This window comes from Brevibacterium sp. HMSC08F02 (assembly GCF_001807555.1).
Lineage (GTDB): Bacteria > Actinomycetota > Actinomycetes > Actinomycetales > Brevibacteriaceae > Brevibacterium > Brevibacterium ravenspurgense.
The window spans coordinates 36022-50434 of record NZ_KV789340.1 but is presented as its reverse complement, the minus strand read 5'-3'; the positions used below and the strand labels follow the sequence as shown (position 1 = coordinate 50434).

General features: G+C 62.1%; 6 protein-coding genes. 4 read left to right on the top strand and 2 right to left on the bottom strand.

From position 1 onward, the window contains the following. The first annotated feature begins 194 nt into the window (after positions 1–194). Positions 195–719 carry a 50S ribosomal protein L10 gene (gene rplJ / locus HMPREF3172_RS00425; protein ID WP_019174622.1) on the top strand — a complete coding sequence of 175 codons (525 nt, stop codon included), beginning with the start codon at positions 195–197 and terminating at the stop codon, positions 717–719. A gap of 72 nt (positions 720–791) precedes the next feature. Beyond that, positions 792–1181 carry a 50S ribosomal protein L7/L12 gene (gene rplL, locus HMPREF3172_RS00420; protein WP_070514654.1) on the top strand — a complete coding sequence of 130 codons (390 nt, stop codon included), beginning with the start codon at positions 792–794 and terminating at the stop codon, positions 1179–1181. 87 nt (positions 1182–1268) lie between these two features. Here rplL and HMPREF3172_RS00415 read toward each other — a convergent pair whose 3' ends face one another. Both HMPREF3172_RS00415 and HMPREF3172_RS00410 read right to left on the bottom strand, forming a co-directional pair. Beyond that, positions 1269–2051 (bottom strand): MBL fold metallo-hydrolase, encoded by a 783-nt coding sequence (locus tag HMPREF3172_RS00415; protein WP_070514653.1) that lies wholly within the window; start codon positions 2049–2051, stop codon positions 1269–1271. A 24-nt stretch (positions 2052–2075) separates the two neighbouring features. Beyond that, positions 2076–5423 carry a hypothetical protein gene (locus HMPREF3172_RS00410; RefSeq protein WP_070514651.1) on the bottom strand — a complete coding sequence of 1116 codons (3348 nt, stop codon included), beginning with the start codon at positions 5421–5423 and terminating at the stop codon, positions 2076–2078. A gap of 781 nt (positions 5424–6204) precedes the next feature. Between HMPREF3172_RS00410 and rpoB the strand changes: the two genes are divergently transcribed. Both rpoB and HMPREF3172_RS00400 read left to right on the top strand, forming a co-directional pair. Continuing rightward, a complete protein-coding gene (gene rpoB / locus HMPREF3172_RS00405) occupies positions 6205–9687 on the top strand; it encodes a DNA-directed RNA polymerase subunit beta (RefSeq protein ID WP_070423791.1) in 3483 nt (1160 codons plus the stop codon). Between the two features lie 59 nt (positions 9688–9746). Next, positions 9747–13625, top strand: a complete 3879-nt coding sequence (locus HMPREF3172_RS00400; protein ID WP_070514649.1) for a DNA-directed RNA polymerase subunit beta' — start codon at positions 9747–9749, stop codon at positions 13623–13625. Positions 13626–14413 lie beyond the last annotated feature (788 nt).

Below are 14413 nucleotides of genomic sequence, written 5' to 3'. Positions count from 1 at the left end.
CCAAGACCGTCGGTCTCGGAAAATGCCGCGCAAGCAGCAGGATCCGGCGAAGACTCATGAGAGTGACCCACGCAGGTGAGAACAAAGCTGAAAGCGCATAACCTGTGCTGTCAGTCGAACGCCAAGCGTTCCGCACCTGCATGCGGAGCGCTTTTTGTTTTGGGCAAACCAACAGATGTATTGAAAGGAATACCATGGCGAGGCTTGACAAGGCAGCCGCGGTAAAGGAGATCAAAAACCGTTTTGACAACTCCTCCGCTGCAGTGCTGACCGAGTACCGTGGTCTCACAGTGGGCGAAATGCAGGAACTGCGTCGTTCGCTGGGTGAGAACACCACCTACGCCGTGGTAAAGAACACGCTGACGGCCATCGCGGCTAAGGAAGCTGGAATTGACGCGTTCGACGGTCTGCTCAACGGCCCGACCGCCATCGCGTTCATCGAAGGCGAACCTGTTGACGCTGCGAAGGCCCTGCGGGACTTTGCCAAGGCGAATCCCAAGCTGGTCATCAAGGGCGGTTACTTCGACGGTGCTGCTCTTACAGCTGAGGATGTTTCGAAGCTGGCGGAACTCGAATCCCGCGAGGTGCTGCTTGCCAAGGCAGCCGGCGCTATGAAGGGCAGCCTCTACAAGGCCGCCTACACGTTCACCGCACCTGCCATCAAGGCAGTTCGCACCGTGGACGCTCTGCGCGCCAAGCAGGAATCGGAAGCTGCCTGAGCTTCATAACCACAACCCGGTTTTCCTACAGCCCAAAAGCTGTAGACCCATTAATGGAAGGACTTTGCCACAATGGCTAAGCTCACCCCCGAAGAGCTCATCGAAGCTTTCAAGGAACTGACCCTCATCGAACTCAACGACTTCGTCAAGAAGTTCGAAGAAGAATTCGAAGTTGAAGCAGCTGCTCCGGTTGCTGCTGCAGCTGCTCCGGCTGCTGGCGGCGGCGACGCCGGCGGTGCCGCTGAAGAGAAGAGCGAATTCGACGTTATCCTCGAATCCGCTGGCGACAAGAAGGTTCCGGTTATTAAGGAAGTCCGCGCTCTGACTTCGCTGGGCCTCAAGGAAGCCAAGGACCTCGTTGACTCGGCTCCGAAGCCGATCCTCGAAGGCGCTTCGAAGGAAGACGCTGAAAAGGCTAAGGAACAGCTCGAAGCTGCAGGCGCAACCGTCTCGCTCAAGTGATCATCGGTCACTGACTGTTCTACAGCGAACCCCCGGGATTTTTCCCGGGGGTTTTGCTGTTTGTGGGTTCTTCTTACGAGGCGCCGCTCACCTGATTCGCTTTGCCTCGCCTATGCTGGGCAGGTACGTGAACGGCTGGGCTTGACGGAGGCTCACCTCTGCATCACCAGCGTCAGGGTCAGCCAGCTGTGCTGCGACAGCCGCAACGTCGTCAGCCTGTGCTTGGACGAAGGCTCTGTCGACAGGTTCGCCGTGGCCGGGGCAGTAGACGCTGATCCCGTCGATCGCGAGAAGGTCCCGAAGGGTCTGTGCCCACGCGCTGGGCTGAGCGTCATCGCCGAACTGTGGGGGAGCACCTTCTTCAATGAGGTCGCCCACGATGAGCACATCTGACACCTGCAGGACGAGGTCGCTTTCTGTGTGCCCGGAGTATTCGCGCACTGTGGCCACTGTGCCGCCGAGGTCGATTGTGTCGCCGTGGGCAACGATTTGTGTGGGCTCGACGATGAGTTCGGTGGGGTCGGCCGGGAGGTCCGGTTCGTCTGTCGCCGGCACTTCTGCCAGCTGAAGCCATGTGCTTGCGGCTTGATCGTGGGCGAAGCGCTCACTGGCCAAGAATTCGTCCACACCTTCGCCCTGCATGCGGGCGTTGCCGAAGAAATGGTCCCAGTGGTCGTGCGTGTTGAGCACGGAAATCGGCAGGCCTGTGACGGTGCGCGCAGTCTCGAAGATGCGGCTTGCCTGCTGCGGCCCCGATCCGGTGTCGACCAGCAGTGCGCGGCTGGTGCCGACTACAAGGTAGCTGTTCAGCGCGGCCGGGTCGGTTGTTATGGCGTAGATGCCGGTCTGCTCTTCAGAACTGTCTGCCATGGTCCTCCTGTGTGCCCTTGAAGTCTACTGGCCGGGGCCCCGGGGATCGCCTGTGTGCCCGAAGCCCGGCCCGGGCGGCGGAGCGGTGTCTGGTTTGCCGCGACCAGAAGACCGAGGTGGCTGCTGCTGGGGTGGCTGTCCGGACTGACGAGCCGGCTGTCCGGACTGACGAGGTGGCTGTCCGGGCTGACGAGGCGGCAGCCCGGGCGGCATCGGTCCTCGCGGGGGCGCTGTCGAGGGCTGCTGTCCCTGCGGGTGGGGCGTTTGCTGCGGCATGGGTGGCCCGGAGTGGCCCTGCTGCCACTGTGGCTGAACCTGTCCCTGCGGTTGAGGCCGCTGTGCCGGCCTGTGCATCCGCTGTGGGGCAGAACCGGGATGTGCCTGGCCTCCCGGGTGGGGCTGGGGTGCCGCGCCCGGCTGAGGGGGTCCAGCAAATGCTGCCGGTGCGGGTTTTTCCTTTTTCGGCCGGAGCAGCATCCACACGACAATGCCGATGAGCATGAGCGCCAGAAGCACGAGAGCCAGCCAGACCAGATTGCGCAGACCCCAGAACACCGCTGCGGCGCAGGCAGCGAGTCCCCACCACAGAGCCCATTGGCGGGATGTGAGCGCGCCGAGCACCAACAGTGCAACGTGGTCGGCCAGGAACAGCACAGTCAGCCAACCGGGGCCGGTCGTCGCCGCGGCTATTCCGGCAACCGTCAAGACCAGCCACGCAAGGAGGATCCGCAGGTCGAAGAGGTTGAAAAACTCATCTGCTGCAGGGAACTGGGCCTGTTGTTGCCTGCCGCGGCGGGCCAGATACAGAGCCCATGTGAGGGCGACGATGACGGGTACGTGCCACAGGACAACAAAGCGCGTGTCGATAAAACCGTCGATCACCAGCATGAGCGCGATCGCGCCAAGATAGGAGGCGCCTTCCTGGCATCCCAGCCGGTGCCGAGGATTCTTGAAGAAACGCGCGGCGCCAAACACCATGAGCGCAAGAATCGCGATCGTCGCTCCCGTTGCGGCGCGCTTGGGATCGTGCAGCCACGTTTCCTTGAATGTGACCAAAGGCAGTGAGAACAGTGCCATTACAAGCGCAAGCGCGGCGGTGATGAGAGAAGCCAACACTTTGCGGTGCAACAGGGCCAGAATCCAGTGACCGGCATAGGCAACGGCCCATGTGCCCCAGGCTGCAAGCAGCACGGTGAGTGAATAGCTGGTTGTCAGTTCGCTGGATGCGAAGAGCAGACTGACAAACAGCGTCGCTCCCGCGGGCAGCTGCAGCCATTGAATGGACAGGCTCAGACTCATCCAGGCGATCGCAAGTGCGGTCAGAGCGAAGGCGATGGAAACTACTGCAAGCGGAAGACCCAAGAACCGGGTGATGAGAACGGCCCAGAGCGCGCCGGTGAAGATCAGCACCGGAACCGTGAGCAGATAGCGCCGGTTGGGCACCGCGGGGCACGTGCGGCGGAGGTAGACGACGGCTGCCTGTGCTCCCGCGGCGGCGCAGGCAGCTGCAATGCCCGCCGTGATCATGACGACGGAGGCGCTGAACACCCGGCCGTCTTCGTTGAAGAAGGTGTGCCGAAGGAGTCCGGAGGCGGCAGAGGCCGCCCACACGATCGACAGGGCGTATGCCATCCACGACCGTCGGGTCCGGCCCCGCAGCCACAGGTGGTGCGACACGAGCCACAGGACAGCCGATCCGATGCCGGCCACCGGGATGAACAGAGCCGCGCTGTAGTTGGCTCCGGCAGAGAGGCTGATGATGAAGCCCAGCGCACCGGTCCCACCGAAGGCTGCGCACAGTGCTGTAAATGAAATGACAGCAGAGCGGAAGAAGAACGCCGCCCCAATGAAGATCGCAGTCGCCACCACGGAAGCCGCGAACAGCGCCCAGATCATCGGAGTCGAACTGTCCGACCACACAAGAAGCGTGAAGGGCAGGCCCCCGGCAATGCTGATGACGGTGGCAGAGATCATGGACACTGAGCGAAGCTGACGGCGCTGCCTGCCCGCTTTTGTGCGCGCAGCAAAAGTCAGCGCACCGTGGCCGACCACCATGACGGTGTTCAGCGTGAGTATTACTGCGCTGAAAGTCCAATCGGGCCCAAGCCTCGAAAAGCCCGTGCCCAGCAGGGGAGCGGCTGCAAGCGACACTGCGGATGTTGCCTGCAGGAAGGCAGAGTCTGCCCGCCAGGCCGCCCACGCGCAGATAATCCCTGCCAGCACCAAGAAGACTGCGATCAGCAGCAGCGGCAGCTGTACAGCATCGACTGCCGCGCCGAAATCATCAGGACGACCAGTGTCCTCATAGAACCTGATGATGGAGAAGGTCCTCCGCATGGCCGCCAGCGTCGACACCGTGAGGATCGTCGCGGAAATGTACAGCGAGATGAGCACGGTGAGCTTCCGGCCCTGCCGCACAAACATCGCAAAGGCGGCGGTTATGACGAGGATCTGCACGACTGAAGCGGCGATTCCTGCGGTCGAGACTGCCACCTCGCACACGGGCATGTATTGGCCGCCTTTGCCGAACGAAGGACTGCCGGAGGTACGGCACAGTGATCCCGTCAGCGTCGTGATGCCGAACGTGCTGGTCAGCAGCGCGGCACCGAGTGCGTAAGTCCAGCTGCGGCAGATGCCCAACACGATGTAGAACACCGTCAGCACCAGCCAGAAAACACCCTTCGCCCACGGTGAATCGTCAGGCAGGGTGATGAGCGCGCACACACCTGATGCCGGTGCGATGATCTGTCCCAACAGGACAAAGGGTCGCGCCCAGCGGACCTTCTGACCCCGCTCAGCAGAGAGGAAAGAGCGGAAGTCGGCGGCACCTCGTGAGCGAGCAGTCCTGCGGCCCGTATACGGGCCCTCGAGAACACGGCCGATGATGATGAACACCATCGACACGACCACCAGGCCGACCCCGTAGTAGGCAAACGACGGCCCGCCGAAGTTGATCACCGACAGCACGGTCGAGCCGATGAACAGCAGACCAAACCACGTGACGAGCTCAGAACGCAGCAGCGCTGCCGCAAGTGCGCAGCTGATCAGCCCAAGCACTGAAGCCACAAGCCACGCGGTTTTTGCCCCCGTGATGTCGAGGGCGCCCAGAGCGGCCCCCGAAATTGGAAGCAGGACGAGGCCGACCGCCGTCAGGGCAATGCCGACGGGTTTCAGACGCGAAGACAGCAGAGCAATGCCGAGGCCTGCGCCGTAGGTGATGACGGCAACGCCGATGACCGTGATGGCCCGCAGCAGTGCGTGTTGGGCGATGCCCACGAAGATGAACGCTGCGATCACGAGGAACGCAGAGGCAACTCCCAGCAGCAGGTTCGCGTAGAGGGCAACGTCATTGTTCGGCTGTGCCTGAGGCACAGCAGCCGGGTAGGGCGGCCTGGCCGCTGGGTGCTGTGGCCGTGCTGTTGGGGTTGGGTCGTGCCGATGTGCAGGCCGGTGCTGTGGTTGGGGTGGGGCGCTCGGCTGACGAGGCGGAACTGGGGGCTGGGTCGGAACTCCGGGCCGGGTTGGCGGCAGGGGAGCGGCGGCTCGGGCTTGGGCGCCGACCGGTATTCTCCGACTGTGCAGATAGGGCAGGACCAACTGAACAGCGCTGTATATGAGCGCGGCGAGCGCCGCCAAGAGCAGCAATGGCATCGAGCCGAGTGATGCGGGTATAAGCGGCAGGTTGTGCATCGGGCCTCCCAATAGATAGGCCCAGGTTAACGTGAAGCCCCTCACGTCTGCCGAACGAAACTGCCCCCGATTCCAATATTTTGGACGGTGACTATAGGTCACAAGTGCTGGTGGGCGAGGTGGGAGCAGGGTGGGAGGACGTGCTGCCCAGCAGTGCAGTTGGGAACGAAAAAGCGCCCTGCTCGTCACGGCTTTCGTCGGACAGTGCAGAGCGCAAAAAGTGCGGAGAAGATCGACCCTACCACAGGGGGTCTTGCTACAGCAGGTTCAATCAGCTATTCTGAATGTTTGTGTTGCAGTGGGTTTGCTGTGCCTTCATATAGCGGTGGGCATCAAACTAGCACACCTTGACCGGATCCGCCGTGACGTCAGCGGAAGCGAGTGTCGCAAAGCGACCCGGCCGGACCTCGGGTGATTCAACGCTGCAGCGCACGAGTGATGACCACAACGTGGAAGGAACCCATTGGCCGCCGCCAACGAAAACATCAGGACCGCTAACCCGCCTCAGCGCATTTCCTTCGCGAAGATCCACGAACCTCTCGAAGTTCCCAACCTCCTGGGACTGCAGACCGACAGCTTCGACTGGCTGATCGGCTCGGAAGCCTGGCAGGAGCGAGTTGCGGAAGCAATCGAGAACGGCGACACCTCCGTTCCGGAAACCTCGGGGCTCGAAGACATCTTCGAAGAGATCTCCCCGATCGAAGACTTCTCCGGATCCATGTCGCTGTCGTTCCGCGACCACCGCTTTGAGCCGCCCAAGTACTCGATCGACGAGTGCAAGGAGCGCGACATCACCTATTCGGCGCCGCTGTTCGTGACCGCTGAATTCATGAACACCTCCACCATGGAGATCAAGAGCCAGACGGTGTTCATGGGCGACTTCCCGCTCATGACCCCCAAGGGCACCTTCATCATCAACGGGACCGAGCGCGTCGTCGTTTCGCAGCTCGTCCGCTCGCCCGGCGCCTACTTCGAATCGACCCCGGACAAGACCTCAGACAAGGACATCTTCACCGCGAAGATCATCCCGTCGCGCGGTGCATGGCTGGAGTTTGAAGTCGACAAGCGCGACCAGGTTGGCGTTCGCCTCGACCGCAAGCGCAAGCAGTCGGTCACGGTGCTGCTCAAGGCACTTGGCTGGACCTCCTCGGAAATCCTCGAACGCTACGGCGAATTCGAGTCGATCCGCGAAACCCTTGCCAAGGACACCGTCGAAACGCGCGAAGAAGCGCTCATCGACATTTACCGCAAGCTGCGTCCGTCCGAACCGGCCACTGTTGAAGCTGCAGAAAACCTTCTGCAGAACCTCTACTTCAACCCCAAGCGCTACGACCTCGCCAAGGTCGGCCGCTACAAGGTCAACCGCAAGCTCGGGGTCGATGAAGACGTCACACAGGGTGTGCTTACCACCGACGACATCGCCGCTGCCATCCACTACATCGTTGCGCTGCACGCCGGCCACGAAACTCTCAAGGGCACGCGCGACGGCGAAAGCGTCGACATCCCGGTCGCCCTGGACGACATCGACCACTTCGGCAACCGCCGCATCCGCGCGGTCGGCGAACTGATCGAAGGTCAGGTCCGCACCGGTCTTTCGCGCATGGAGCGCGTGGTCCGCGAGCGCATGACCACCCAGGACGTCGAAGCGATCACCCCGCAGACGCTCATCAACATTCGTCCCGTCGTGGCAGCCATCAAGGAGTTCTTCGGAACTTCGCAGCTGTCGCAGTTCATGGACCAGAACAACCCGCTGGCCGGCCTTACCCACAAGCGCCGCCTGTCGGCTCTGGGTCCCGGCGGTCTGTCGCGTGACCGTGCGGGCATGGAAGTCCGCGACGTCCACCCGTCGCACTACGGACGCATGTGCCCCATCGAAACGCCGGAAGGCCCCAACATCGGTCTGATCGGTTCGCTCGCCTCCTATGCGCGCATCAACCCGTTCGGCTTCATCGAAACCCCGTACCGCATCGTTGAGAACGGCGTTGTCACCGACAAGACGCGCTACCTCACGGCTGACGATGAACTCCCGTACAACATCGCACAGGCAAACGCACCGCTGACCGACGACCAGCGCTTCGCAGAAGACTTCGTCCTGTCTCGCCCCAAGGGCGGTTCCGGCGAAGCCGAACTGCTGCCCAAGGAAGACATCGACTTCATGGACGTGTCTGCACGTCAGATGGTCTCGGTCGGCACGGCCCTTATCCCGTTCCTCGAACACGACGACGCCAACCGCGCCCTCATGGGTGCGAACATGCAGCGTCAGGCCGTTCCGCTGGTCCGCGCAGAAGCACCGCTGGTCGGCACCGGCATGGAATACCGCTCGGCCATCGACGCCGGCGATGTCATCACCGCCGACAAGGCCGGTGTGGTCACCGAAGTCTCCGCTGACTACGTCACCGTCATGAACGACGACGACACCCAGACCACCTACCGAGCCGAGAAGTTCCGCCGCTCCAACCACGGCACCTCGTACAACCAGAAGATCATCGTGTCCGAAGGCGACCGAGTCGAAGTCGGTGCGGTGCTGGCTGACGGTCCGTCCACCCAGAACGGTGAAATGGCCCTCGGCAAGAACCTCCTCGTGGCTTTCATGTCGTGGGAAGGCTACAACTTCGAGGACGCCATCATCCTGTCCCAGCGCATGGTGCAGGACGACGTCCTGTCCTCGATCCACATCGAGGAATACGAAGTCGACGCTCGCGACACCAAGCTCGGTGCCGAAGAGATCACCCGCGACATCCCGAACATCGCGCAGGAAGCCCTGGCTGACCTCGACGACCGCGGCATCATCCGCATCGGCGCCGAAGTCACCGACGGCGACATCCTGGTCGGCAAGGTGACCCCCAAGGGTGAAACCGAACTGACCCCCGAAGAGCGCCTGCTGCGCGCCATCTTCGGCGAAAAGTCGCGCGAAGTCCGCGACACCTCGCTCAAGGTGCCCCACGGCGAAACCGGAACCGTGATCGCCGTCAAGGTCTTCGACCGCGAAGAAGACGACGAACTCACCCCCGGTGTCAACCAGCTGGTGCGCGTCTACGTGGCCCAGCGCCGCAAGATCACCGTCGGCGACAAGATGGCCGGACGCCACGGAAACAAGGGCGTCATCTCGACCATCCTGCCGGTTGAAGACATGCCGTTCATGGAAGACGGAACCCCCGTCGACATCATCCTCAACCCGCACGGTGTTCCGCGCCGAATGAACATCGGCCAGGTCTTCGAAACCCACCTTGGCTGGGCAGCCAAGCAGGGCTGGAAGATCGAAGGCAACCCCGAATGGGCACAGGACCTCAAGGACGCCGGCTTCGACCTCGAAGCCGAACCCGGCACCAACGTCGCAACCCCGGTGTTCGACGGTGCGCACGAACCCGAACTGCGCGGCCTGCTCGACAACACCCGCCTCAACCGCGACGGTGAGCGCCTGATCGACGGCTCCGGAAAGGCCCGCCTGTTCGACGGCCGCTCCGGCGAACCGTTCCCGTACCCGGTCTCGGTGGGCTACATGTACATGCTCAAGCTCCACCACCTGGTCGACGATAAGATCCACGCTCGTTCCACCGGCCCGTACTCGATGATCACCCAGCAGCCGCTGGGCGGTAAGGCACAGTTCGGCGGCCAGCGCTTCGGCGAAATGGAAGTGTGGGCGCTCGAAGCCTACGGTGCGGCCTACACGCTGCAGGAACTCCTGACCACCAAGTCGGACGACGTTCCCGGCCGCGTCAAGGTCTACGAAGCAATCGTCAAGGGCGAGAACCTTCCCGACCCGGGCATCCCCGAGTCGTTCAAGGTCCTCATCAAGGAAATGCAGTCGCTGTGCCTTGACATCGAAGTTCTGTCGGCAGACGGCCACGCCGTCGAAATGCGCGAAGACGACGAAATGTACCGAGCAGCTGAAGAGCTCGGCATCAACCTTTCGCGTGACGAAGCCCAGACAGTCGACGAAGTCTGACAGCCAGCCAGCCCGAATTTTTACTGACCTTCTGAAGGTCACCAAGGAAGAGGATTTACGTGCCTGACGTTAATTTCTTTGATGAACTGCGCATCGGCCTGGCTACGGCTGATGAGGTTCGCCAGTGGTCGCACGGCGAAGTCAAGAAGCCCGAGACCATCAACTACCGCACGCTCAAGCCGGAGAAGGACGGCCTGTTCTGTGAGCGCATCTTCGGTCCCACCCGCGACTGGGAATGCGCCTGCGGCAAGTACAAGCGCGTGCGCTTCAAGGGCATCATCTGTGAGCGCTGCGGTGTTGAAGTCACCCGCGCCAAGGTGCGCCGTGAGCGCATGGGCCACATCGAGCTCGCCGCTCCCGTCACCCACATCTGGTACTTCAAGGGCGTGCCCAGCCGCCTGGGCTACCTGCTCGACTTGGCTCCGAAGGACCTCGAAAAGGTCATCTACTTCGCGGCCTACATGATCACGTCGGTCGACGAAGACTCGCGCCACCGCGACATGCCCACCCTGCAGAACCAGGTGGACGTCGAAAAGAAGCAGATCGAAGACCGCATGAACGCGGACCTCGACCGTCGATCCAAGAAGCTGGAAGACGACCTCAAGGAACTCGAAGCCGACGGTGCAACCGCAGCGGCCAAGAGCAAGGTCGAAAAGCAGGCAAACAAGGAACTCGGCAACATCCGCCGCAACTCCGAACGCCAGTTGGACCGCCTGGAACAGGTGTGGGACCGCTTCAAGAACCTCAAGGTCGCAGACCTCGAAGGTGACGAAAGCCTGTACCGCGACATGGTCGCCCGCTTCGGCATCTACTTCGAAGGCTCCATGGGTGCCGCTGCCATCCAGCAGCGCCTCAAGGACTTCGACCTCGAATCCGAAGCCGAAATGCTGCGCGAACTCATTCGCACCGGCAAGGGCCAGCGCAAGACCCGCGCACTCAAGCGCCTCAAGGTCGTCAACGCATTCATGACCACGGACAACAAGCCCGAAGGCATGGTGCTCGACGCGATCCCGGTCATCCCGCCGGAACTGCGCCCCATGGTGCAGCTTGACGGTGGCCGCTTCGCAACCAGCGACCTCAACGACCTCTACCGTCGTGTCATCAACCGCAACAACCGCCTCAAGCGCCTGCTTGACCTCGGTGCACCCGAAATCATCGTCAACAACGAAAAGCGGATGCTCCAGGAAGCAGTCGACTCACTGTTCGACAACGGCCGTCGCGGTCGCCCCGTCACCGGACCGGGCAACCGTCCGCTCAAGTCGCTGTCCGACATGCTCAAGGGCAAGCAGGGTCGCTTCCGTCAGAACCTGCTCGGTAAGCGCGTCGACTACTCCGGCCGTTCGGTCATCGTGGTCGGCCCGACCCTGAAGCTGCACGAATGCGGTCTGCCCAAGACCATGGCACTCGAACTGTTCAAGCCGTTCGTGATGAAGCGCCTGGTTGACCTCAACCACGCCCAGAACATCAAGTCGGCTAAGCGCATGGTCGAACGTCAGCACCCGCAGGTGTGGGACGTGCTCGAAGAAGTCATTCAGGAGCACCCGGTTCTGCTCAACCGTGCACCCACCCTGCACCGTCTGGGCATTCAGGCTTTCGAACCGCAGCTGGTTGAAGGCAAGGCAATTCAGATCCACCCGCTGGTCTGCACCGCCTTCAACGCTGACTTCGACGGTGACCAGATGGCAGTCCACCTGCCGCTGTCCGCTGAAGCACAGGCTGAAGCACGCCTGCTGATGCTGTCGGCGAACAACATCCTCAAGCCTTCGGACGGCAAGCCCGTGACCATGCCCACGCAGGACATGATCATCGGCATCTTCCACCTGACCTCCGAACGCGAAGACGTGCCCGGCATCGGCCGCGACTTCGGTTCGGTTTCGGAGGCCATCATGGCCTACGACCGTGGCGAACTCGACCTCGGCGCCAAGGTGAAGATCCGCCTGAGCAACATCGTTCCGCATCGGAAGATGGAACTGCCGGAAGGCTGGGAACAGGGCGACACCCTCGTCCTCGAGACCACCCTGGGCCGTGCCCTGTTCAACCGGACCCTGCCGGAGGACTACCCGTACGTCAACGAGACCATCGGCAAGAAGCAGCTGTCGAAGATCGTCAACCGCCTCGCAGACAACTACCCGCGCGTGAAAGTAGCACAGGCACTCGACAACTTCAAGGAAACCGGCTTCTACCAGGCAACCCGCTCCGGTCTGACCGTCGCAATGAGCGACATCGTGTCTCCGGAATCCAAGGAACAGTCGCTCAACGAAGCCGAAGAGCTCGTCGACAAGGTCGAAGAACAGTACGCCTTCGGTGCGCTCACCGATGAGGAGCGCCGTACCGAACTCGTCAAGATCTGGTCGGACACCACCGACAAGATCGCCGAGGCAATGCAGAAGAACTTCACTTCGGAGAACTCGATTCTGCGCCTTGTCGAGTCCGGTGCTTCCGGTAACTGGACGCAGGTCCGTCAGCTGGCCGCAATGCGCGGTCTTGTGACGAACCCGAAGGGTGAAATCATCCCGCGTCCGATTAAGTCGAACTACCGCGAAGGCCTGTCGGTCCTCGAGTACTTCATCGCATCGCACGGTGCTCGTAAGGGTCTGGCAGACACCGCTCTGCGCACCGCAGACTCCGGTTACCTCACGCGTCGTCTGGTTGATGTTTCGCAGGATGTCATCATCCGCACCGAAACCACCGATTCGAAGCGCGGCATCACGCTGCCCGTCGCTCAGGAAGACGCAAAGGGCAACCTCGTTGTGCACGAATGGGCCGAAACCTCGGTTCTGGGCCGCCTCACGGCAGTCGACGTCACCGACGCCGAAGGCAACGTCGTGGTGCCTGCAAAGACCGACATTTCGGTCGATGTGCTCGACCAGCTGGTTGCCGCCGGCGTTCGCGAAGTCAAGGTGCTGTCGGTTCTCACCGCAGACTCCGACGCGCAGATCTCGGCTGAGCACTACGGCCGCTCGATGGCAACCGGCAAGCTCGTTGACATCGGCGAAGCAGTCGGCACCGTCGCAGCACAGTCGATTGGTGAGCCCGGTACGCAGCTGACCATGCGTACGTTCCACACCGGTGGTGTTGCCGCCGGCGGTGGCGGTGACATTACGCAGGGTCTGCCGCGTGTCACCGAGCTCTTCGAAGCACGCACGCCCAAGGGCTACGCGCCGATTTCGGAAGCAGCCGGCAAGGTCAAGATCGACGACAGCCGTAAGACGCGCTACGTCATCGTGATCCCGTCTGACGGTTCTGACGAAATCGAGCACGCAGTCGGTCGTCGCGCACAGCTTCTGGTTGAAGACGGCCAGAACATCGAAGCCGGCACCCAGCTGGTTGAAGGTGCGATCGACCCCAAGCAGGTGCTGCGCATCCGCGGTCGTCGCGACGCCGAGAAGTTCCTTGTTGACGAAGTCCAGAAGGTCTACCGTTCGCAGGGTGTCGGCATTCACGACAAGCACATCGAAGTCATTGTGCGTCAGATGCTGCGCCGTGTGACGGTCATCGAGTCCGGCGACACCAACCTGCTGCCGGGTGAACTCGTTGACCGCGGCCGCTACCAGGACGAAAACAAGCGCGTCGTTGCAGAAGGCGGCCAGCCGGCCTCCGCACGTGACGAACTCATGGGCATTACGAAGGCGTCGCTGGCCACCGAATCGTGGCTGTCGGCTGCATCGTTCCAGGAGACCACGCGCGTGCTGACTGAAGCAGCTATGGAAGGCAAGTCCGACCCGCTGCTCGGCCTGAAGGAAAACGTCATCCTCGGTAAGCTCATCCCGGCCGGCACCGGTATGCACCGCTACCGCAACATGATTGTCGAACCGACTGACGAAGCCAAGCAGGAAATGTTCTCGAACACCTATGGTGACTTCTACCCGGCATTCGCCGGCGAAGGGTCGACCATTCCGCTCGAGGACTACGACTTCGGAGGCTTCGGCGACATCTGATTCGCTTGAGCGCGAAGCGCTGATGCGTCTGATTCAGCCGCGGGGTTGAACGCTCGCGAGGGTGAATCAGCTGCACGAATAGGCGGGGGAGAGCCCGCTGGTTCTCACCCGTGGCAGGCGGCCCGGAGGGATTTCCCTCCGGGCCGTTTGCGTTGTACGGGGCCGTGTTGGGTTGGGCCGGGCACAAAAGCTGGTGAGGTACGGGGTGGTGCCGGGTTGAGCTCACGAGGTGCCGGATCAGCTGGTACTGGACCTCCACCTCGGGAGCCCTTGGCCAACCCTGGCTTTCATGCTTATTTGGCCCTCCACCTCAGGAGTCCCGTCCCACAGCTGCCGCTCAGGCAGGGACCAGACCTCCACCTCCTGAATCCCCACCTACAGCTACCGCCCGGGCAGGGACCAGACCTCCACCTCCTGAATCCTCACCCACAGCTGTCGCTCAGGCAGGGACCAGACCTCCACCTCCTGAAAACCCACCCACGCTTTAGCAACAAAAACTCCCGTTAGCAGTTGTTGCTAAGCCGCAGATCCCGGCTAAGGGGAGTCTTCTTGCGGCTAAGGCGCAGATTCCGGCTTGCGGGTGTTTTTTGTTTGGGAGGGTTCGCTCAGAATGGCAGGGTCCGCTGGGAAAGGCACAGTACGAGGTGCCGCCCGGTCAAGTTCACGAGGTGCCGGCTCAGCTGGTACTGGAACTCCACCTCGGGAGCCCCCGCCTAGCGCGGAAGCCCCTGAGCCCTCACCTCGGCACTCCCTGCCACCCACGCTTTAGCAACAAAAACTCCCCTTAG